Consider the following 20,325-nt stretch of genomic DNA (forward strand, 5'->3'; position numbering starts at 1 on the left):
CAACATCACACAGGCCCTAGCAGGACCAGCGGTGGGAGCGGAGGTGGACGCCGGTGCCGCCGTTCTGCGAGAAGTTGCCCCTCGCGCCCGCCGCCGTGCACACCACCCGCTGGCCCGTGTAGTTCGCGCCGGGGTAGAACGCCACCGGCCTGCCGGAGCCGCCGTGGTTGTACACCGAGTGGACCTTGGTGGTGGCGGACCAGCTGCAGCGGTCACCGGACTGCCAGTCCGGGTCGTCGTAGGGCCAGGCGCAGACGCTGCCCGTCCCGTCGGGGCCGCTGTAGACGCAGACCCGCCCCTCCACGCACGACCACGGGTCGAGGGCGGCGTGGGCGGGCTGCGGGACGGCGAGCAGAGCGGCCGCGGCTGCGGCGAGGGAGGCGATGAGGCCGAGGTGCCTACGGGTGCGTTCCATGACGGTCTGTCCTTCCGGTGGGGGTTGTACGGTGTGCGCCAGGCCGGGCGGGGCCCGGACTCCGGGCGGGCTCGGGCTCCGGGCGAGGCTCAGGCCCCGGGCGGGCTTACGTAGCCGGAGACGTGCTGGTGGTTGGTGATCACCGTCGACGGGTCGAGGTGGGTACGGAGGGCGACCTTGTCGCCGAGGTTGCCGTCGACGGTGTCGAGGGTTCCGTTCGCGTGGACGGCGGCGACCACGCCGACGTGGCCGGGAGTGCCGCCGTCCGGCTCCCCGTAGATCACCAGGTCGCCCGGCTTCGGGGTGTACGTGCCCCGCTGGTGGAACAGCCCCTTCTGCTTGCCCCACTTGCCGATGCCACGCGCGGCCAGGTCGTCGACCGTCCCGTCGATCCCGGCCCGGTGCCACGTCCACTCGGCGAACGCCGCGCACCACGGGGTCTTCGCGCAGGAGCCGGAGCCCCGGTGGTAGGCGAAGTACCTGTCGCAGGAGCCGGTCTTCTCCGGCGAGGTGCCCGCGGGGGTGATCTCCCCGCGGGCCACCGAGACGATCCGGTCCCGGACGGTGGCGGCCGCCGAGGCCGGCGCCGTGGCGGCGCCGAGCGGCAGCAGGGTGAGGGCGGTCAGCGTAACGGCGGCGGCGGTGCGCCGGGACAGCTTCATGAGAGCTCCTCCATTGGGGTGAACGGACCCTGACCGCCGCCCGGTCGGTTCGCCTACAGTCGGCGGGCATGCCGGGGCATGCCAGGGCCGAGAGGTGGTGGCGCGGCGGGAGTCGGCGAGTCGGTGCGGTGTCGCGGGATCCATCCTGCGGACCGGCGCCGGACGTCACCAGGTCCTCCGGCCGGGGCGGCGTCCCAGCGCTCTCCCGCTTCCCGTCCCACTGCTCCGACCTGCGGAAACGACGGACGCTGGGACAGCGATGGGACAACACCGCATGCATGACCAACCGCCGGACGAGACCCCGGGGCACCCGGCAGGGGGAACGGACCGCCCCCGGACCCTGCTCGTCCGCGCGCTGAACGACGGACTCACGGAGTGCGGCCTGTCTCTGGACCGGGTGGTGGCCCGACTGCGGGCCCGGCTCGACGCCTCCACCGTCCGGGGGCTGAGCACCTCGTCGATCAGCCGCTACCTCGACCCCGACCGCACCGAACTGCCCGACCCCGCCGTCCTCGCCGAACTCGCCCGGATCTTCCGCACCGACCCGGCGGAACTGGACCGCTGGCAGCACTGGCACCGGCAGGCGAAGCAGGCGGCGGACCACGAGCTGCGCGACCGCCGCGCGGCGTGCCGCGCCGCCACCACGCCCACGCCCACGCCCACGCCCACGCCCACGCCCACGCCCACGCCCACGGCCGTACCGGTTCCGGCGCGCCCCGAGCCCACCGGCGAACCGTCAGTCACCGGGCGGGCGGCGCGTTGGCGCCGGCCGCACCGGTGGGGTGCGGCACTCGGGGTCCTGGCCCTCGCGGCCGTGCTCGGCGCGGCGGTCTGGGCGAGGGGGTCCGACGACGCGACCGCCGACACCGCATCGGTGGTCGCACCGTCCGGCAGCGCGGCGGGACGGGAGCCGACGGCGACCCCCGCCGACCTGGCCGAGGGATTCGCCCACGAGGTGGAGGTCGGCGCGCTCGGCGGGGACAGCCGCTGCTCGGCCCCGAAGCCCGGGCCGTCCGGCACCCGGCTTCGCGCCTGTGCGATGGTGCAGCCCCGTCAGGTCCTGTTCGCGGTCCGGATCGACAATCCGACCGACACACCGGTCGAGGTGACCACGAAGGTGGCCGGCTCCTGGTCGGGCATCCAGCACTCCTGCGACCCCGGACGCTCCGTCGTGCACACCACCATCGCACCGGGCGCCACCTTCACCAGCGACCCCGAGGAGTGCGTGACCCCCCGCCGCGGCACACCGCTCGCCTACCAGGCGGAGGTCTTCGCCGCCGCCGGAGACGGCCGGCAGTGGACCGGCCACCTGTTCTCACCGCGCGCCAACGTCTACCCGGACCGCGAAACCCTCTGGCGCTGCGTCGGCGACGTCCCGTGCTGAGCCCCTCGCCCGTGCCACCGTTCGAGGAGTTCGCCGACGTGGTGGTCACGTCTGCGAACGCGCTGGTAGCCCTCCCTTCTATCCGGACGGCTGCGAGCAGGCCGACATGGCCGTCGCCCAACCGGCAGCGGCTCCGACGGACGTGGGCGCCGAAACCCGTGCTGGGTAGTGTTCGAATGCAAAGGATCAAGCGATTCCGCCGGGCCGTACCACGGCCGGCGGACAAGAGGAGGCGACGTGATCGCGGGTACCGGCCGGAGGATCGTCCTGATCCGTCATGCGCAAGCCGGGCGGGAGTCGACGGTCGACAAGGAACGGCGTCTCGACGGGCAGGGGCGGGAAGAGGCCTCCCGGGCCGGACGATGGCTCGCGGGTTCCGGCGTCACGCCCGATCTCGCGCGGGTGTCCGGCGCCCGCCGGACCAGGGAGACCTGGGACCGTGTGGGCGCCACGCTGCCGCGGTTCCCCGAGACGGTGATGGCGTCCGGCCGACGCCGGAGCAGGACACCATCGCTCGCCACGACGGGTTCCCGCGTCACGGCCGTGACGCTCTCCGGCCCGGCGGGCACGCCGAGCCGCTCGCCGACGGCGGCCAGGATCACCTGTCGCAGCGGCGAGGGCGCACCGCATCAGCTCCCGCCTTCCCGGTTCGGGGAGACAGGTGCTGGGCGGGGCGGCCGGGGCCGTCGAGGTTCCGTGTGATGGTCAGCGGACGGTGACCTGGATGCTCTTGGAGATGTCGCACCGGTCCCCCTTGTACTTCGGTACGCCGGCATCGCAACTCCCCTCCCCGAACAACCACGTCAGTGTGGTGGTTCCGGGCGACAATGCGCTGAAGGTCAGGTCGAACTCGGAGCCGCAGCCCGCCATCGGCGGGTCCGTGGGGCAGGGGCTGATGACGAAGTCCTTGCCGGGCCGCAGCACGCTGCCGTCGCCCGCCGAGTAGAGGTACCACTTCTTCTGCAGGGCGCCCCCGGTCGTTCTGACGCCGAGCCGCTGTCCGACCGTCAGGGTCACCGTGCTGGTCGGATACGGAGAGGTGGCGTTCGACGCCTTCTCGGGGAGGGGCACCTCCACCTCCGGTCGGGGGGTGGAGGCGACCGTGGTGCCGGCCGGGCCGGAGTCGGACCACCAGCCGGCGAGGTGGGAGACGAGCAGCAGGGCGCCGACCAGGAGCGCCGCCACGCTGGTGATGACGGTTCGGCGCATCAGCTGCCCTCTTCCCGGACCCGGCGCCGCATGGTGATCAGGAGCGCGACCTCGGCCAGCCAGCGGGCGAACAGGACCTCGCGCCCGAGGTCGGCCCCGCCGGCCGCGGCCGCACGCAGCCAGCCGCGGACCAGCTCGCCCGGTTCCCGGCCGATCACCGGCTCGGGCAGGTCGAGCGCACCGGCGAAGCCGCCGGCGCGGACGTACTGGGCCAGGACGCCCAGCGGGTGCGGGCCCATGTGCAGGGCCTCGGCCTGGTAGGAGGCGGCGATCGCCGCCTCGCCGAAGAACACCCGGCGCGGGACTCCGTCGATCAGCAGGCCGCGGGTGATGGCGGCCTCGACGTCGTAGCCGGTCATCAGTTCGGTGTCCGGGAGGATGTCGGTCATTTCGGCAGCTCCGCTCCGTAGGGCCGGTTGATGTTCGTCGTGCCGGTGAGGCCGCCGTCGTTCAGGTGGTTGTGGATGAACTGGTCCTCGGTCACCCACACCGACTGGCCCCAGGGGTTGTAGACCTGCAGCCGGTCGCCGTCCCGGGCCACGATCACCATCTGGTGGTAGTTGCCGTTCTCGCCCTTCGCGGCGCTGGCCTCGTCGAAGGCGCAGAACGGCACCGGCGTGCCCTCGTCCAGGGCCTTCTCGATCCGGGTGACGGCCGCGCGCCGGTCATCGTCTGTGTCCAGGTTGACGTACTCGTAGGTCGAGCCCGTGCCCTTCCCGAGGTTCTGGTTGGCGAGGAAGGTGTTGCCCTTCGGGCCGATCCCGCCGTTGTTCTGCGGGTAGATCTTCTGGCCGCCGTCGGCCAGCTGGCCCTGCTGGTACTGGCCGATGAAGAGCTGCTGGAGGCGCTGCTTGAAGTACTCGGGCGAGTCGGCCCCCGGGACGTCGGTCATGTTGCCGGTGGTGAGCTGGAGCATCGTCACCGGGTCGAGCTTGAGGCTCGCGACCACCGTGGAGGCGGCGACGCAGTCGTTGACGTCGCGCTGGCTGTAGACGTCGTAGCCGTCGAGGATCTCGGCGCCCTTGTAGGTCAGCCCGGTCGCGTGGGTGGTGGACTCCCCCTGCAGGGCGTCCGAACCGAGCGCCGGAACCAGGTGCTCGGACAGCCAGCGCGGGTCGTCGCCGTGGGGGTGGATCAGCGCGTCGAACTGCTGGACGTCGGCCACCGAGTGGCCGGCCGCCAGGGCCTTCCAGAGGTAGGCGGCCTCCTCCGGTGACTTCGCGCCGGACAGCAGCTTCTGGAACGCGAGCTGGTCGGCGCCGTTCATCACGGACATGAACTGCTCGGCGCGGTCGAGCTGGCCGGCCGTCAGGATGTAGTCGCCGTCCGCCTCACCTCCGGGGCCCTTCTCGTTCGCCAGCACCAGCGCCGCGAGAGGATCGATCGGCCCCTGTCCGGCGCGCTCGGTCCGGGCCTTGGCGGCGAGCTGGTTGAGCATGCTCGCGGCGCGAGTGCCGCTGCTCTCCGCCCGCTGGGCGGCCAAGATCCTCGTTCCCACCGCGGTGTTGGCCGGTTCGATGGCGGCGACGGCCTTGCTCATGTCGAAGGCGTCGTGGGCGAGTGACTTCTGCACGTTCTCCAGGGCGGTCACGCCCTGCGCGTCGGTGCTCTGGGCGCCTTCCAGGTTGTCCGCCCAGGCGTTCAGCGCGGTGGCGGCCTGCTCCAAGGACTTCTGGGAGACGGTCAGTTCGTTCGCCAGCGCCCGGATCGACTGGGCGGCGTTCTCGGCGACCGAGCCGGTCCAGGCGTTCGGCAGCCGGTTGTCGGCGGCGTCCCCGAGGTCGGTGGACGCCTTGGCATAGGCCTTGGCGGTTTCCGCGTACGCCTTGGCCCGCTCGCGTATCACGCCCGGGTTCCCGGCCGGCCCGGCCACGGCCAGGGCCTTGCCGATCGCGCCGAGAATCGCGGCGCCGATGAAGAAGCCGGAACCGGGGTGCGTGATGGACTGCTGTGCCTTCTGCAGGTCCGCGACCTTGCTCATCGGGTCTGCGCCGGGGTCAGCGATGCGGCGGCCGTCGTTTCCGCGGCGCGGTAGTTGGCGCTGGTGGCCGACATCTTCTGGACCAGTTGCCCCACGGCGCGCTGGGTGACGTGCAGTTCCTGGCTCCAGTTGGTGTCGAAGCCCGCCCACGCCCGGTCCACACCGAACTCACCGAAGTCGGCGGACTGGTAGGGCTTCTGAGCGGTGTAGGCCTGGTTGGCCGAGGCCAGGTCGGTTGCGACGTTGTTGAGTCCCGTGGTCACGTGGTCCAGCGCGTCGGGTTGGACGGTGTACCCCACCGAGTCGGACATCGGCTGCTCTCCCCCAAGAAGCTCCATGGCCCGCCGTAATCGAACGAGCACGGTCGACGAGCATAGACGCTGCGGGAGAAGCGTCGGACCCCGGAGGAGGTGGACATCTTCGGGATCTGGGACGAACAGGTCCTCGCAGGCGAAGTCATGACCTCGGCGTTGCAGTTCACGGACGCGCGACTCGAGCGCGACGTCGCCCTGAGTCGCAAGCTCGGCGCGGATGTGCACCTGCTCGCAGCAGTCGACACGGTGCCGGACGCGACCCGGGCAACAGCGGAACGTCTCTGCAAGCAGGCTGGTCCGGAGCTGCACGTCTACGACCGCAGCCGGCGCCGGCCGGCTCCTCTCCCCAAGTTGGCACCGGCAACTGCCGCCGACGGTCCGCGGTGGGCCCTCTCCGCCGCCCAAGAGCTGCGGGCCTTCATCACCACCGGCAAGCCGATAACCTCGGGCCAGGCTGCGAAGGTGCTGAAGACGGCTTCGGGGGGCACCAGCCCGGTCGGTGGTCAGATCGCAGCGCTCGCCGAGGCGGTCAACCACCATGGGGCCGCACTGACTCAGCCGCTCGAACACCTGCGACGCGAGGCCCGGTGCTGCTGGACCCACTCAACACGCAGCAGTAGAACCCGGGCAGTGCGCGGGGCCGAAGGACTGCCCGGCCCCGCGTCGTGCGCAGCGCCATCAGGATGGTGCATCCGATGGAGTGCCGCTCATTACGCCAGGTAGGTCCCGCCGATCAGGCCGTCGCCGCCGCTGCCGTTCGCCGCCGCAACCGTCCTCCTTCCGGCAGCCGCCACCGCGGCCGTCACCGACGATCCGGTGCCGGCACCCGTCTCCGCACCGAACCCGGACTTCACCGTCCACTGCTTCACCGGCATCGGCATCGTCCAGCAGACCGAGAGCTGGCTGTTCCGGCCCGCCCCCAGCACCGCGGGCCGCACCGTCCGGGAAGCCGGACCCCGCCGGACCCCCTTCCCGTGCCTTATTGCACAATAATTGCAGTTGCATATCGAGGAGCAATAAGGAGTGGGTGCGATGCCGACCTCGCCAGTGGTGCTGGGGATCGAGTCCTCGTGCGACGAGACCGGTGCCGGTCTCGTCCGGGACGGGGTCCTGCTCGGGCAGGCGGTCGCGTCGAGCATGGACGAGCACGCCCGGTACGGCGGGGTCGTGCCGGAGATCGCCGCCCGCGCCCACGTCCACGCGATGGCGCCCGTGGTCCGCGAGGCCCTCGACCGGGCCGGGCTCACCCTCGCCGACGTCGGCGCCGTCGCGGTCACCGCCGGGCCGGGCCTCTCCGGTCCGCTCCAGGTCGGGGTCGCGGCGGCCAAGAGCTACGCCTTCTCGCTCGGCGTGCCCCTCTACGGCGTCCACCACCTCGCCGGGCACGTCGCGGCGGCCGCCCTGGAGGGCGAGCCGCTGCCGAACCCGTGCGTCGTCCTGATCGTCTCCGGCGGGCACACCTCCCTGCTGCTGGTGCGCGACCTCGCCCGCGACCCGATCGTCCACCTCGGCGACACCCTGGACGACGCCGCCGGCGAGTGCTTCGACAAGGTCGCCCGGATCCTCGGCCTGCCCTACCCCGGCGGGCCCGCCATCGACCGCGCCGCCCGCGAGGGCGACCCGAACGCGGTGCGCCTGCCCCGCCCGCTCAGCGGGCCCAACGATCCCCCGTACGCCTTCTCCTTCTCCGGCCTCAAGACCGCCGCCGCCCGCTGGGTCGAGGCCCAACGGGCCGCCGGCGGCGAGCCGCACGTCCCGGACGCGGCCGCGGCTCTCCAGGAGGCCATCGCGGACACCCTCACCCGCAAGGCCGTCCGGGCCTGCACCGACCACGGGATCGGCACCCTCGTCGTGGTCGGCGGCGTCGCCGCCAACTCCCGCATCCGCGCGCTGACCGAACAGCGCTGCGCCGCCGCCGGGATCACCCTGCGGGTGCCGCCACTGCGGCTGTGCACCGACAACGGCGCGATGATCGCGGCCATCGGCGACCTCCTGGTCCGCTCGGGCGCGGCCCCGTCCCCGATGAACCTCTCGATCGACCCCTCCGCACCCCTGGAGTACGCGGCACTCTCCCCCCTCGCGGCGGTCCGGGCCGCGTGACGACCCGCGACGCTTCAGGGGTCCGGGCCGCGTGAGGACCCGCAGGGCCCGGCGGCCCCGCCGCACACCCCTCGGCGCCTCCTGGCCACCCGGTTCCCGGCCCGTCCGGCGACGGCGACGTGGGGAGCGCCACCGTCCGCACCCCGAGCCGCCCGGGCGAGACGCGAGCAGCGGAGGCCCGCACCGCCGACGGGAGCGTCGCCGTGGGGAGCGCCCTCAACCGGCCTACGGCACGGTGCTGCTCGCCCACCTGAAGACCGCAGCGGTATTCCAGCCCGTCGGCCCCGACGACGGCCGAGCCCTCCGCGAGGGCCCCGCACACGGACGTCTTCGGGTGCGGGAATCCGCCCACGATGTCCTGGGTGTCCCGGGCCTGCGGCGGAAGCATGCTCCTGGCCGTCTCCTCCAGCGCGGAGTCCGGGGCGACCAGCCGGCGGTTCCCGCTCAGCAGCGCCGTGGCCTCCTCGGCCTGCGGTCCGTCGAACTTCATGACGCTGCCGGTACTGGTGTTGAAGAGGGCGTAGCCCTCGGTCAACGGCACTCGCAGGGTGTACCGGGAGGTGGCGAGAGGGGCGGTCATGCCGTCTACTCGGTTTCCAGGATGGCCACGCAGGTCGAGCGGCTGCCGCACAGCCGCGCTGGGCTGAGGGTTCTCCCGCTGGAGGTCTCCTCCGCGATGTCGCTGAGCTGCGAGTCGACGATCGTGGCCGTGACGGTCTCGTACGTCTGCCCCGGGGGCACGTGGACCTGTGGGTCGGTGTCCTCCGAGGCGATGAGGCGGACCTTGGCGCGTGGTGCACGGTCCTTCGGCATGCTGCTCCCCTTCCCGGGCGCGGGCCGGTCACCGTCGCCGGCCGTCTGTGGACGGAGGCGGTTCCCGCTCCGGTGCCGGCCTACCCGCCCGCGCCCGCTGCCGGAGTGATGACGGCGCGGGAGCGATCGCCCGGCTGCCGGTTCATCGCGGAGCGCCGGTGCCCGGCAGTTCGCGCCGGGTGCGCAGCGGCGAGAAGAAGATCGGTATCCAGACCGTGGCGAGTCCGGCGGCCCCGGCCCACAACGCGGTTCGGACGGAGGCGAGTTCGCCCAGCAGGCCGGCCAGGGCCGCGCCGATCGCGAGTGAGCCCGTCAACAGGACGCGCATGGTGGCGTTCATCCGGCCGAGCAGGTGGTCGGGGGTGACGCTCTGCCGGAAGCTGACCTGGATCACGTTGTCGACACCGATCTTGTACGTGGTGATCAGCCAGGCTCCGGTGGCGAGCCAGAGGGCCGGTCCTCGGGCGGCCAGGGCCAGCAGGGCGCCGAACGGTGCGACGGCCAGGCCCACCGACCACAGCAGCCGCCCGGCGCCGAACCGGCGGGCCGACCAGCGGGCCGACATCGAACCGATGAGCACGCCGAGACCGCCGACGGCGAAGAACAGGCCGATGACACTGCCGGAGAGGCCGAGCTCCCGGGCGAACAACACCGGCACCATGGTCTGGCACAGCTGGACGGACAGGTTCGTCAGTGCTCCGGCGAGCGCGACGGCCCGCAGGATCGGGTCACCGAGCACGAAGCGCAGTCCCTCGCGTATCTCGCGGCCGAGCCCCGTGTCGGGCCGGTGCTGCGGACGCGGCTCCGGCCGGCGGATGCGCAGCAGGAGGAGCGCCGACCACAGGTAGCCGACCGCGTCGACCACGATCGCCGCCGGGGCGGAGAGCAGGGCCGTGAGGAATCCGCCCGCGCTGCGCCCGCCGATCTGGGCGAGGGCGTCCACCGTCACCAGGTGGGCGTTGGCCTGGGTGAGCCGGTGGCGCCCGACCAGGTCGGGCAGTTGGGTCAGCGTGGCCACGTCGAAGAAGACCGTGGCCACGCCCGTCAACAGCACCACCAGGTAGAGCTGTTGGATCGTCAGGCAGTCGAGCGCCCAGGCGGCCGGCACCGACCCGAGGAGGGCGGCCCGGGCCAGGTCGGCGGCGATCATCACCGGCCGCTTGCGGATCCGGTCCACCCAGGCCCCGGTCGGCAGGCCGATCAGCAGGAAGGCGAGGGTGCTCAGCGTCGCCAGCAGGCCGACCTGTCCGGGCGAGCTGTGCAGGGCCAGGACGGCGGTCAGCGGTATCGCGAGGGCACTCACCGCGGTGCCGAGCTTGCTCACCGCGGCGGCGCCGACGAGCAGGCGAAAGCCCGGGTCCCGCAGGACCGAAGGAAACGGATCGGGGGTGGGCGCGGCCGTGTCCGGCCGCTGGGGAAGATCGGTGCTGGTCATGAGCCGAGGTTCCCGCCGCACCGGCCGGCGGGCGAGGAATTTAGGCTGTACTGAATCCCGGGCCACCGGCCGCTGGGTCCTCCGCCGTCGAGGGGGCATCGTGCTGGATCTGGCGTTCTCCGTCCGCGACTTGGCCCGCACCAGGTTCACCCTGTCGCCGCTGTGGGAAGTGGTGGCCAGCGTCAGAGTGCTGAAGCATCCGGCCGAGCACCCGCTGCACCGCCCGTGGAGCGGCGAGGCCGGACGCCGGCTGGCCGCCTCGGGGCTGGACTGGCGTCTGCTCGCCGATCTGGTCCCGGATCCGCCCGGGTCGATCCCGATCTTCCTCGCGCCGCCGCCGGCGGGCCCGGCCGCCGATCTGGAAAGCGAGTTGGCCGTCCTGCGTGCCACGCCCGCCGAGCAGGTCCGGTCGGGCCTCGGCGCTCCGCGCGCGCCGCGTTCCGAGCGCGTCGACCGGCTGCGCGGCGATCCGCGCCGCGGCCTCGCCGAACTCGCCGACCTCATCGCGTCGTACTGGGAGATCGCGCTTGCGCCGTACTGGCCCCGCATGCGCTCGCTGCTGGAGGGGGACGTGCTGCACCGTGCCAGGCTGTTCGCCGAGCACGGGGCGGACCGACTGCTGGGCGACCTGGGATCCGTCGTGACCTGGGACGACGACACCCTGCGCGTCGGGCACCACTACGTCCACGGCAGCCGGCGGCTCGGCGGGCGCGGCCTCCTCCTCGTGCCGTCGGTGTTCGTCTGGCCCCGCGTCTTCTCCGTCGTCAGCCCGAACTGGCAGCCCACCCTGCGCTATCCGCCGCGCGGGGTGGCCGCGCTCTGGGAACGGCAGGTCACCGTCCCGCAGGCCCTGGCAGCGGTCGTCGGCCGCTCCAGGGCCCGGCTGCTGGCCGACCTCGACACGCCCGCCTCGACGACCGAGCTGGCCCGCCGCACCGGGATCACGCCCGGCGGGGTCTCCCAGCACCTGACCGCCCTGCGCGCCGCCGGCCTGGTCGACGCCCACCGCAGCGGCCGGTACGTCCTGTACGTGCGCACCGAGGCGGCGGAGGTCCTGCTCGCCGCGGCGGACGGACGGCGTGACGGTGCGCAAGCGCCGCCTTCGCCCCGGAGTTCCCCTCGTTGAGGACCGGCAGGAGCGTCCGGTGCGCGGGACGACCCACCAGGGTCTCGGCCGTCACGGGTCGGACGCCGTTGCCCGCCCAGGACCTTGTCGAGAGCCCACAACCCATCAGCCGGAGACCGCCGCCATGGCGCCATGGCGGAAGGATGGGGCCGCTGCGCGGCGGCCCCACCGCCACTCCCGTCACACTCCGCAGGCTCGTCCGACGCTCGACGAACCGCTACCGCCGGGACGGCCGCCCCACCACCCGACGCCTCAAGTCGGCAGCAGTGGGTGGGTGGTGGCGAGGAGGAGCAGGCCGAGGGAGGCCATGGAGAAGGGGACGATGCGCCGGGGGCTGATCAGGAGGAAGGCACCGTGGACGAGGACGGCGAGGGTCAGTGCGGCGGGGGCCGGGAGGAGGCCGAGGGCGGCGAGGCCGAGGGTGACTTCGGTGGTGGCGGTCGCGAGGGCGGCGGCGCGACAGAGGCGGCGCAGGGACGGCCGGGTGAGCATGGCGCTGAGTGCGCCGAGGCTGGGCCAGGCGGGGAAGTCGCGGTTTCCGGCGGCGGCTTGGACGGCGTTGTAGGCGAGGTTGTCGATCAGGACGCCGCCGGTGAGCACGTTCAGGGCGAGGCGGCGTCGGACGGCGAGTTCGGCGGGCGCGGTCCAGCCGCGGCCCGGGCAGTAGGCGCGGCCCCCGGGGTAGCGGCGGGCGATGGTGCGGCAGTCGGCGAGGGTGAGGGAGGCCTGCCGGGTGACGGCGAGGAGCAGGAACAGTTCAGCGGCCGTCCGGGTGGTGGTCACGGTGCCTCGCGCAGGGCTTCGGCCAGGGCGCGCAGTTGCTGTCCGGTGGGCAGCCGGGCCAGGCGCAGTTTGCGGGTGGCGGGGTCGTAGCGGAGTTGCCAGCCGCCGTCGGATCCGATGATCAGTCCGCCTGCTGCCCCGAGGCCGCGTGACCGGCCTGGTCCGAGCGCGAACCGAGAACGGCCGTCGGCCGGACGGGTGGTGGGCAGGGGGTGGACGAAGCACGGGAGCAGGGCAGTAGGGTGCGGCGCTGACGGGTTGACGGAGTGTCGGCAGTGACACGGAGAGGCGTGAGGAACTCGGCGTGACGTACGGAGATCAGGGCTCGTTCCCACGGAGCCCCTACCCGCGGGATCCCCGCCAGTGGCCGCGACCGGCCGGAGTCCCGCTGTGGCAGCGGTTCCGGGGCGAGGAGTGGCCCACCCTGCGGGAGTTGCTGGCGCCCGCGCGGCGGGTGGCCAGGTGGTGGGCCCTGGTGCCGCTGCTGTTCTGCCTGTGGCCGTTCCTGGTCTTCCTGACGCTCTATCCGATGGCCAGGTCGGCGCGGCGGCTGGCACGACGGGTGTTCATCGTGCCCGGGCCCCGGGGGATCACCGACGAGGTGGTGCTGCGGGTGCAGCGGATACGGGGGTGGCTGGCGCTCGGGGCGGCGCTCGTGGTGCTGCTCGTGTACGGGACGGCGGACGACTGGGACCAGCTCGACGACCAGTTCGAGACCCGGCTGACGGTCACCCCGTTGCTGGTGCTGGTGACCGCGCCCGTGGTGGTCGGGGTGCTGTTCCGGCTCGCCGGGCCGGCCGCGCGCCCGGCCATGCGGGCCCAGGTGCGGCCGGCGGTCCTGATGGCTTCGCAGTACCTGGGCGCGTGCGCGGCGGTGCCGGTGCTGCTGTGGCTCGCCGGTCAGGCGCAGGGGTCGGTCCAGGGGCTGTTCCTCGGGCCGCTGTTCAACCTGCTGGTCCTGGCGTTGCCGATCTGGGTGCTGATGTTCGTGGCCTTCGCCTCGCCGACGGTGGTTCGCACGGCCTTCACCATGGACCGGGTGCACCCGGTGTTCCCGCCCGTCCTGACCGGCGTCCTGGTCTGGGAACTCGCCCTGATCGGGCTGGTGTTCGGCGGCCTGCCGCCCGGCCCGCCGGCCGTCCGGCTGGCCGCCGTGGTCGGCGGGCCCGCGACGGTGACCGCGGTGGCGTGGTGGGAGGTGCACCGGCTCCGGACCCGCTTCGGGGTCTCCCTGCGCGGGCGGGCGACGGCCGGGAGCGGGCGGTAGCCCGGCCGGCGGCGGTCTCGGGACCCGCGGCGGTAGCGGGCCGGGCACGCCCCGGAGATCGGGCGGACAATCGGAGGCATGGGCGGAGCGGACCGGTTCGACACCCTCGGTGACATGTACGAGGAGATGTTCCTCCTGCCCTGGCGCCGACACCTGGAGTCGTTCAGCGTGTTCGCCGCACTGGGCACGGTCACCGGCCGCAGCGTCCTGGACATCGGGTGCGGTACGGGCCTGTACAGCCGGGAGCTCAAGCGACGCGGCGCGGCGCGGGTGGTCGGGTACGACGTCTCCGGCGGCATGCTCGACGTCGCGCGGCGGGCCGAACGCGCCGAGCCGCTGGGCATCGAGTACACCGAGCGCCGCGACCTCGTCGAGGACGGCGCCTTCGACGCGTGCCTGGCCGTGTACGTCCTGCCGTACGCGGAGGACTACGGAGCACTGCTCTCCCTGTGCGCCTTGGCATCACGGACCCTGCGCCCGGGCGGCCGGTTCGTCACCCTGCCGGTGAACCCGGACTTCCACGGCGAGCGCACCTACTACGAGCGCTACGGCCTGCGCCTGGTGGAGACCGAGTCGCGCCACGACGCCTCGCGGGTGACGCTGGAACTGTGCTTCGGCCGCTACGACGAACGGATCACCGCACGGTACTGGAGCCGGGCCACCCTGGAACGGGCCCTGCGCGAGACGGGCTTCGCCTCGATCTCCTGGCCCGCCTTCCGGGTCTCAGGGGAAGGAACCGCCCGCCACGGCGAGGACTTCTGGCGGCCGTACCTCGCCTGCCCCCACGCGGCGATCATCAGCTGCACCAGGACCTGATCCCGGAGAACCCGACCCCCGGAGCCCGATCCCAGAGACACCACCATGGCGACCACACCACGGGACCACCGCCGCCCCGGCCCGATCGAGGCAGGATTCCCCCCGTCCCCCGCGGCGGTCGACCCCGCGCGGTGGGACCGGCTGATCGGCCCGGACAACTTCTACAACAGCAGCGCCTGGGTGCGCGCGCTCGAACTCGCCCACGGCGACACCGGCGCGCTCACCGCCGCCTCCGGCGGCCGGCTGCTGGGCGCCCTGTCCGTCTGGCCCGGCGAGAACGACGAACCCGGGCTGTTCCACCTGCCCACGCTGTTCCCGGACCTGGCGGCCGCCCGGTCCGCGCGATGGCTGTGGCTGGGAGCCCGGCGCTCGACCTACAACGAACTGGTCCGCACCCGCGGCGAGGACCGCGACCGCGCCCTGGAAGTCCTGCTGGAAGGGGCGCTGCGGCTGGCCCGCGACCGCGGCCTCGACGGCGTGGTCCTGCCCTACCTGGCCGCCGGCGACGCCCGGGAGCTCACCCGGATCCACCCCCGGGCCGTCGCCCTGCTGCACGACGCGGACGCCAACGTCGCCGTCCCGGCCGGCGGCTACGCCGAGCAGTCGGCGCGGATGAGCCAGCCCGACCGTACCCACCGCCGGGCCGAACGCCGCGCCTGCGAGCGCGGCGGCACGACCGTGGAATGGCGGCCCCTGGCCCACGGGGACGTCGCCCGGCAGGCCGCGGCCCTGGTGACGCAGACCCGTGCCCGGCACGGTGGAACCAGCGACCCCGCCTGGATGCTCCGCTCCTTCGCCGCCCAGGCCACGACGGGCGTGCTGGACCGGGCCGTCGGCTGCTTCGCCGTCCGCGACGGCCGCCCCGTCGCCGTGAACGTCTGCTACACCCACCACGACCGGCTCTACGGCCGCTACTTCGGCTTCGACTACCGCGCCGCCCAGCCCCGGAGCGAGTACTTCGTGCTCTGCTACCAGGCCCCCGTCGACTACGCGGCCGCCGGCGGCTTCCACCGCTACCGCCTGGCCGTCTCCGCCTGGCAGATCAAGATCCGGCAGGGCGCCGTGCTCTCCCCGCTCGCCGCCGTCGTCCTGCCCCTGCACGGGCGGTTCTGCGACCGGCGGACGGCGGCCCGGCACAACGCCCACACCGCCCGGCTCTGGACCGGCCGGTGCGCCGCCCGCCCCTGGGCCCTGGCACCCGAGTGGAACGACTGGGCCCAGGACGGCCCCGACGCTCCCGCCTCCGGCTGACCGCCGCCGACATCGGAAGGAGACCCGCCGTGCTGCACCTGGTCTACCTGATCCAGCCCACGCCGGACGCGGAGACGGACCCGCACGCCTTCTGGGAGTGGGTCCGCGCCCGCGAGTCCTGGTACTACGACGGACTCGACACCGTCCTGCGCACCCGGTGGGCGGTACGCACCGTCGGCGCCCACGTCCACACCATCGAACACACCGTCAGCTTCGCCGACGAAGCCGGCTGGGGCCGCTACCGCCGCCAGGTCGCCGACCGCGGCCGCGACCCGGACTGGGAACACCGCCGCACCGAACAGACCCGCTGGTGGACCCTGCTGGACGCCACCCTGCTCAGCGACCCCCCGGTCCCCCTCGGCTTCGACCGCACCCCCGCACCGGGACGCACCCCGTGACCGGCACCGACGAACTCCTGCGCCGCAGCGGGCACCTGCTCACCCACGCCCGGTTCATGACCCTGGCCACCACCGACGGCACCGAACCGTGGGCCTCCACCGTCAACTTCGTGCCGCTGCGCGCTCCCGGCGCCCCCTTGCGACTGCTCTACTACTCGCTGCGCACCGCCCTGCACTCCCGCAACATCGGCTGCCACCCCCGCGTCGCGGGCTCGCTCTACCTGACCGGCCTGCCCGGACTCGGCCTGGACGGGGCCCAGTTCACCGGCACCTGCCGCGCAACCGACGACCAGGGCGTGGCGGAACACCACCGGCTCTACTACGAGTTGAACTTCCCCGACCCCGCCGTGCGGAGCGAATGGCTCCTGCCCGCATCCGACTTCCGGGGTTCGGGCCCCCGCCGCTTCTACACTGTCGAGGTCGACCGCTGGTGGCTGTTGGACATCGACCGCTGGCTCGTCGACAAGCACGACCAGCGCGTCGAGGTCCCCCTCCACGCCCTCACCGGGCCGGGCTGAGCCACCTGGCGCACCGCCGCCCTCCCGCCGTCACCCGCGACGGTGGCTTCCCCGCGTTGCGGGGGCGTCCCCCGGAGCGCCCCTTCTACCGTTCGCCGCATGCCGCCACACGCCGCCCGCGCGGCCAGGGAATCGAGGACCACATGACGTCGGCCGTGAAGAGCAAGAAGTTCAACACCCTGTTCGACTGGTTCGACCTGAACGGGGACGGACAGCTGTCCCAGGAGGACCTGCGCGGCACCGCCGACGTGTTCGCCCGGACCGCGACCAGGGACGACCAGGCCACCATCCGGGCGCTGCACGACGCCTTCGCGCGCTGGTGGGACCTCCTGCTGGAGCACGGGGACACCGACGGCGACGGACAGGTCTCGCGCCAGGAGTTCCTCGCCGTCATGAAGGCCGACGTGACCACGCCCGCGCACTTCGAGGGCACGGTGCTGGCGATCGCGGACGCCCTGCTGAACGCCTACGACACCAACGGCGACGGCGTCCTCAGCAAGGAGGAGTACGTCCACATGTACGAGCAGCTGGGCGTGCCCCGCGTGCACTCCGAGCAGGCGTTCCCACGGCTGGACCGGGACGGGAACGGGGTGATCAGCCTCGACGAGTTCCGCGAGGCGATCATCGAGTTCTACCTCAGCGACGACCCCGCCGCGCCGGGCAACTTCCTCCTCGGACCGATCGGCTGACGGCTGGATCGGCTGGATCGGTTTCACCGGATCCGGTCCCGCGCCGCTACCCGTGGCACAGGGTCTCCGGGCCCAGGACGCGGCGCCGCCGCAGGGGGTAGCCGCCAGCCGAAGCCCGACCCTCCGTAGCGGGGCGGGGAGCCTGCCGCACAGCAGGATCCCCGCCCCGTTCTCACGCAAGGAAGGGGAAAGTCGACGTTAAGGCACGGGAGATGACGATCAGTCGGACGCTGCGATCCGGGGGAAGGCGGTCCTCCGGGCCTGACGGGCACCCGACTCCGGGACACCGCGCGGCGCCCGCGGTAGTCGGTCGTGCAGAACGTGGGTGGCCGACCGCCGTGAGAACCGAGCTTCCTCCGGCTGCGGACCCGGTCCGCGGGGACCGGTGAGGATTCGGGTCCCCGTGCCGTCGCGCTGCCATCGGCGGAAGAGCCCGTAGACCGTCCCCCACTCGCCGTACCGGGCGGGCACGTCCCGCCACGGCGCACCCGTACCGCCCCCACCGTATGCCGTCGATCAGCTGCCGCTTGACCAGACCGGAGGCCGTCCTGGCTTCTTGCTTGCCGGCAACATCGCCGCCAGCCTCGCCCACTGCGCGTTCGTCAGATCTCCCCGCCCCATCCGAAGATCATCTCAGGCCGTGATCTACTTCCGATCGTCCTGCTGATCGATGAGGAGCCAAGGCTATGACCGACCACTGCTGCGAGGCGATGACGGGCCAGGTGAACTGGCACTGCGACCAGCACGACGACCCCTTCGCCTGCCCGGACGCGCTGATTCGCTTCAGCACCAAGTTCCAGGACTACGGGTTGATCATCCACGACGGTGGTGCATCGATCATCAGGATCGACTTTTGCCCGTGGTGTGGACAGCGCCTCCCCGAGTCCCAGCGGGATCGCTGGTTCGACGAACTGGAGCGTCGCGGGATCGATCCATGGGAAGACCAGCTCCCGGCCGAGTTCCAGGACGCGAGCTGGCTCGCTTCGCTTCGTCAGGAGTGAAGCGGCTGTTGGTCCACTTCTGAGACACGCCCTGGTCGGAGGAGCCAGGCCTTGCGGGTGCGGGCGGGCGCCACCACCGGCCCGCGCAGCATCGTGCCGCCGGGCTCGACGCTGGGCGCCGGCACCACGGTCGGGCCCGCCGCGCCGGTGAATGCGCGGCGGGAGGATCCCGGACGGGACGCGCCCACTGGGCGACCCGATCGCCGCCTGACCGACGGCCGCGGCCGCGTCGGAGGCGGAGTACGTCAGGGTGCGGCAGTCGTCACGGACGGCACACCACACCGGGTGTCGGCCGCCGTACGCGTTCCTCTTGTACGGCGGCCGACGGCGTCCCGGAGCGGTCGCGGGTGGCTGGACCTCGGGTGGGGGCGTCGGGTGGGGGCGTCGGGCGGGGCTGTCAGGGTGCCGGGGTCTCCGTGCCCTCGACGTCGGCGAGCAGTTTGCGCAGGAGCCCGTCCAGGGTGGCCCGTTCCTCGCCCGAGAGGGCGGAGAGCAGCGCGGTCTCGTTGGCCGCGTGGTCGGTGAAGGCGGCGTCCACGAGGGCGCGTCCGGCCGCGGTGAGGGCGATGCGGACGCTGCGCCGGTCCGCCGGGTCGGTGCGGCGTTCCACCAGGCCCGCCGATTCCAGCCGGTCGATCCGGCTGGTCATGCCGGCCCGCGACATCAGCAGCAGCGCGGCAAGTTCGGAGGGCATCAGTTCGTACGGCGCGCCGGAGCGGCGCAGGGTGGCGAGAACGTCGAACTCGCCGCGCTGGAGGCCGTGTTGCTTGAACACCTCTTCGACGACCCGGCCGGCGAGCAGCGCGAAACGACCGAGGCGGCCGACGGTGCCGACCGCCGCCAGGTCGAGGTCCGGGCGCTCCCGGCTCCACTGGTCGAGCATGACGTCCACGTGATCCATGGGGGAATGTTATTCGATGGGAGATAGTTAGACGTAGTACTATCAGCTGAGGAACTATCGGAGTGCTCACCGTGGGGAGAGACCAATGACGTTGATCGGACCGGAAGCCGTGGTCGTGCGGGGCGACGAAGCCGAGACCGTCTCGATGCTCGGCGGCACGGGGCGGCTGCTGGCGGACTCCAGCGCCACCGGCGGCGCCCTGAGCACCCTGCGCGTCACGCTGGGGCGCGGCAAGGACGGCGCCACCCCGCACTACCACGGGGGCTCCTCGGAGCTGTTCTTCGTCGTCGACGGCTCGGCCCAGGTGCTGGTCGGGAACGACGTCGTCACCGCCCGCAGCGGCGACCTCGTGGTGGTACCGCCCCACCTGCCGCACGCCTTCGCGGCCGCGCCGGACTCCGGGGCGGACCTGCTGATCGTGATCACCCCCGGCGTGGAGCGCTTCGACTACTTCCGCCTGCTGGAGCGGATCCGCGCGGGCGAGGCGACGGTCGAGGAACTGCTCGCCAAGCAGGACCTCTTCGACAACCACTTCCTGGAGTCGCCGAGTTGGCGCGACGTCCGGGAGGAAGCCGCCCGGTCCGAGCCGTAGACCGCCCGGCAACGAGCCCGGCCCGACACCAGGAGAGGAAACCCGTGACCGACACCCGCACCATCACCAACCCGCCCGGCCTGCACGACCCCACGCCGTTCGGCTACAGCCACGCCGCCTCCGCACCCGGCGAACCGGTGTTCATCGGCGGCCAGTACGCCTCCGACGCCCACGGCCAGGTCGTACCCGGCGACTTCACCGCCCAGGTGGAACTCGCCCTCGCCAACCTGCGCACCGCACTCGCCGGAGTCGGCCTCGGCTTCGAGCACGTGGTCCGACTCGGCTCGTACATCGTCGACCACGACCCGCAGAAGCTCGCCGTCCTCGGCAAAGCCCTCGCCGGCGCCTGGGGCGACCGCCTGCCCGCACAGACACTCAGCGGAGTCGCCTCGCTCGCCCTGCCCGGGATGCTCTTCGAGATCGACGCGATCGCCGTCCGACCGACGACGGAGGCAACGGGCTGACCCACCCACCCGCAGGGGTCCCACCCGCCAGTGGGACCCCTCGCCGTACCGCCCGCCGTACCATCGCGTTCGAGCCGACACGGACCGCCCACACGGCCCGGGCCGCCGCCGGTGGAACCGTCCTGCGCGCAGGTCGCGGAGCCGGCGACGGACCGAGGTGGCCCGGATGGGACTGCCGGTCGCCCGCCCCTGTCGCACAATGCCGA

25 protein-coding genes and 2 pseudogenes are annotated in these 20,325 nt (G+C 72.9%); 15 read left to right on the forward strand and 12 right to left on the reverse strand.

Features of this window, described 5'->3' with window-relative positions:
• Positions 1-16 precede the first annotated feature (16 nt).
• Positions 17-415: a peptidase inhibitor family I36 protein gene (locus AMK13_RS19100; RefSeq protein WP_074003331.1), complete on the reverse strand. Its 399-nt coding sequence runs from the start codon at positions 413-415 to the stop codon at positions 17-19.
• A gap of 89 nt (positions 416-504) precedes the next feature.
• A complete protein-coding gene (locus AMK13_RS19105; protein WP_074003332.1) occupies positions 505-1,077 on the reverse strand; it encodes a CHAP domain-containing protein in 573 nt (190 codons plus the stop codon).
• A 274-nt stretch (positions 1,078-1,351) separates the two neighbouring features.
• Here AMK13_RS19105 and AMK13_RS44115 point away from each other — a divergent pair, with 274 nt between their 5' ends.
• Positions 1,352-2,461 (forward strand): helix-turn-helix domain-containing protein, encoded by a 1,110-nt coding sequence (locus AMK13_RS44115; RefSeq protein ID WP_074003333.1) that lies wholly within the window; start codon positions 1,352-1,354, stop codon positions 2,459-2,461.
• 705 nt (positions 2,462-3,166) lie between these two features.
• On the opposite strand, the gene AMK13_RS19115 is transcribed toward AMK13_RS44115, so the two are convergent.
• The 4 genes from AMK13_RS19115 to AMK13_RS19130 are packed head-to-tail and all read right to left on the reverse strand — an operon-like array spanning position 3,167 to position 5,962.
• Positions 3,167-3,670 carry a hypothetical protein gene (locus tag AMK13_RS19115; RefSeq protein WP_074003334.1) on the reverse strand — a complete coding sequence of 168 codons (504 nt, stop codon included), beginning with the start codon at positions 3,668-3,670 and terminating at the stop codon, positions 3,167-3,169.
• Positions 3,670-4,059 carry a hypothetical protein gene (locus AMK13_RS19120; protein ID WP_074003335.1) on the reverse strand — a complete coding sequence of 130 codons (390 nt, stop codon included), beginning with the start codon at positions 4,057-4,059 and terminating at the stop codon, positions 3,670-3,672. The genes AMK13_RS19115 and AMK13_RS19120 overlap by 1 nt, the downstream gene beginning before the upstream one ends.
• Positions 4,056-5,651: a hypothetical protein gene (locus AMK13_RS19125; RefSeq protein WP_074003336.1), complete on the reverse strand. Its 1,596-nt coding sequence runs from the start codon at positions 5,649-5,651 to the stop codon at positions 4,056-4,058. Before AMK13_RS19125 ends, AMK13_RS19120 begins: the two co-directional genes overlap by 4 nt.
• The gene (locus tag AMK13_RS19130) at positions 5,648-5,962 is read right to left on the reverse strand and encodes a type VII secretion target (RefSeq protein WP_074003337.1); all 315 of its coding nucleotides are present in this window, start codon (positions 5,960-5,962) and stop codon (positions 5,648-5,650) included. The genes AMK13_RS19125 and AMK13_RS19130 overlap by 4 nt, the downstream gene beginning before the upstream one ends.
• A 99-nt stretch (positions 5,963-6,061) precedes the next feature.
• Between AMK13_RS19130 and AMK13_RS42920 the strand changes: the two genes are divergently transcribed.
• Complete coding sequence (locus tag AMK13_RS42920) at positions 6,062-6,688, forward strand: hypothetical protein (RefSeq protein WP_143204572.1); 627 nt, start codon at positions 6,062-6,064, stop codon at positions 6,686-6,688.
• On the opposite strand, the gene AMK13_RS19135 is transcribed toward AMK13_RS42920, so the two are convergent.
• A complete protein-coding gene (locus tag AMK13_RS19135; protein WP_143204573.1) occupies positions 6,676-6,891 on the reverse strand; it encodes a hypothetical protein in 216 nt (71 codons plus the stop codon). The genes AMK13_RS42920 and AMK13_RS19135 overlap by 13 nt on opposite strands.
• Positions 6,892-6,997: 106 nt before the next feature.
• Between AMK13_RS19135 and tsaD the strand changes: the two genes are divergently transcribed.
• Together tsaD and AMK13_RS43555 are read left to right on the forward strand one after the other, a co-directional pair.
• Positions 6,998-8,065, forward strand: a complete 1,068-nt coding sequence (gene tsaD / locus AMK13_RS19140) for a tRNA (adenosine(37)-N6)-threonylcarbamoyltransferase complex transferase subunit TsaD (RefSeq protein ID WP_074003339.1) — start codon at positions 6,998-7,000, stop codon at positions 8,063-8,065.
• A gap of 353 nt (positions 8,066-8,418) precedes the next feature.
• Positions 8,419-8,589: a hypothetical protein gene (locus AMK13_RS43555; protein WP_158077724.1), complete on the forward strand. Its 171-nt coding sequence runs from the start codon at positions 8,419-8,421 to the stop codon at positions 8,587-8,589.
• 61 nt (positions 8,590-8,650) lie between these two features.
• Here AMK13_RS43555 and AMK13_RS19145 read toward each other — a convergent pair whose 3' ends face one another.
• Together AMK13_RS19145 and AMK13_RS19150 are read right to left on the reverse strand one after the other, a co-directional pair.
• Entirely contained in the window at positions 8,651-8,878 is a 228-nt protein-coding gene (locus AMK13_RS19145; RefSeq protein ID WP_074003340.1) for a hypothetical protein, read from the reverse strand.
• 142 nt (positions 8,879-9,020) lie between these two features.
• Positions 9,021-10,313, reverse strand: coding sequence for an MFS transporter (locus tag AMK13_RS19150; protein WP_079272291.1), 1,293 nt, complete (start codon positions 10,311-10,313; stop codon positions 9,021-9,023).
• 100 nt (positions 10,314-10,413) lie between these two features.
• Between AMK13_RS19150 and AMK13_RS19155 the strand changes: the two genes are divergently transcribed.
• Complete coding sequence (locus tag AMK13_RS19155) at positions 10,414-11,439, forward strand: ArsR/SmtB family transcription factor (protein WP_074003341.1); 1,026 nt, start codon at positions 10,414-10,416, stop codon at positions 11,437-11,439.
• A 167-nt stretch (positions 11,440-11,606) separates the two neighbouring features.
• Positions 11,607-11,696: pseudogene (locus tag AMK13_RS41965) on the forward strand (IS5/IS1182 family transposase); the annotation flags it as partial.
• Here the strand turns inward: AMK13_RS41965 and AMK13_RS19160 are convergent.
• The gene (locus AMK13_RS19160; protein WP_074003342.1) at positions 11,692-12,222 is read right to left on the reverse strand and encodes a hypothetical protein; all 531 of its coding nucleotides are present in this window, start codon (positions 12,220-12,222) and stop codon (positions 11,692-11,694) included. The pseudogene AMK13_RS41965 and the gene AMK13_RS19160 overlap by 5 nt on opposite strands.
• Before the next feature lie 304 nt (positions 12,223-12,526).
• On the opposite strand from AMK13_RS19160, the gene AMK13_RS19165 reads away from it, so the two are divergent.
• The 6 genes from AMK13_RS19165 (at position 12,527) to AMK13_RS19190 (ending at position 17,161) form a co-directional block, all read left to right on the forward strand.
• On the forward strand, positions 12,527-13,489 hold the full coding sequence (locus AMK13_RS19165) for a hypothetical protein (RefSeq protein ID WP_241852950.1): 963 nt from the start codon (positions 12,527-12,529) through the stop codon (positions 13,487-13,489).
• 78 nt (positions 13,490-13,567) lie between these two features.
• Positions 13,568-14,305: a class I SAM-dependent methyltransferase gene (locus AMK13_RS19170; RefSeq protein WP_074003343.1), complete on the forward strand. Its 738-nt coding sequence runs from the start codon at positions 13,568-13,570 to the stop codon at positions 14,303-14,305.
• 45 nt (positions 14,306-14,350) lie between these two features.
• A complete protein-coding gene (locus AMK13_RS19175) occupies positions 14,351-15,556 on the forward strand; it encodes a GNAT family N-acetyltransferase (RefSeq protein WP_074003344.1) in 1,206 nt (401 codons plus the stop codon).
• 29 nt (positions 15,557-15,585) lie between these two features.
• Positions 15,586-15,954, forward strand: a complete 369-nt coding sequence (locus tag AMK13_RS19180; protein ID WP_074003345.1) for a hypothetical protein — start codon at positions 15,586-15,588, stop codon at positions 15,952-15,954.
• A complete protein-coding gene (locus AMK13_RS19185) occupies positions 15,951-16,472 on the forward strand; it encodes a pyridoxamine 5'-phosphate oxidase family protein (RefSeq protein WP_198959389.1) in 522 nt (173 codons plus the stop codon). The genes AMK13_RS19180 and AMK13_RS19185 overlap by 4 nt, the downstream gene beginning before the upstream one ends.
• 143 nt (positions 16,473-16,615) lie before the next feature.
• A complete protein-coding gene (locus AMK13_RS19190) occupies positions 16,616-17,161 on the forward strand; it encodes an EF-hand domain-containing protein (RefSeq protein ID WP_074003346.1) in 546 nt (181 codons plus the stop codon).
• Between the two features lie 219 nt (positions 17,162-17,380).
• On the opposite strand, the pseudogene AMK13_RS46430 reads toward AMK13_RS19190, so the two are convergent.
• Positions 17,381-17,641, reverse strand: a pseudogene (locus AMK13_RS46430) (hypothetical protein); the annotation flags it as partial.
• Positions 17,642-17,847: 206 nt separating this feature from the next.
• On the opposite strand from AMK13_RS46430, the gene AMK13_RS19200 reads away from it, so the two are divergent.
• A complete protein-coding gene (locus AMK13_RS19200) occupies positions 17,848-18,162 on the forward strand; it encodes a DUF6980 family protein (protein ID WP_074003347.1) in 315 nt (104 codons plus the stop codon).
• A 397-nt stretch (positions 18,163-18,559) separates the two neighbouring features.
• On the opposite strand, the gene AMK13_RS19205 is transcribed toward AMK13_RS19200, so the two are convergent.
• Positions 18,560-19,063 carry a MarR family winged helix-turn-helix transcriptional regulator gene (locus AMK13_RS19205; RefSeq protein ID WP_074003348.1) on the reverse strand — a complete coding sequence of 168 codons (504 nt, stop codon included), beginning with the start codon at positions 19,061-19,063 and terminating at the stop codon, positions 18,560-18,562.
• An 85-nt stretch (positions 19,064-19,148) separates the two neighbouring features.
• Here AMK13_RS19205 and AMK13_RS19210 point away from each other — a divergent pair, with 85 nt between their 5' ends.
• Complete coding sequence (locus tag AMK13_RS19210; protein WP_074003349.1) at positions 19,149-19,655, forward strand: cupin domain-containing protein; 507 nt, start codon at positions 19,149-19,151, stop codon at positions 19,653-19,655.
• A 44-nt stretch (positions 19,656-19,699) separates the two neighbouring features.
• Positions 19,700-20,119 (forward strand): RidA family protein, encoded by a 420-nt coding sequence (locus tag AMK13_RS19215; RefSeq protein WP_074003350.1) that lies wholly within the window; start codon positions 19,700-19,702, stop codon positions 20,117-20,119.
• The last annotated feature ends 206 nt before the right edge of the window (positions 20,120-20,325 follow it).

This window comes from Streptomyces sp. CB02056 (assembly GCF_001905545.1).
Lineage (GTDB): Bacteria > Actinomycetota > Actinomycetes > Streptomycetales > Streptomycetaceae > Kitasatospora.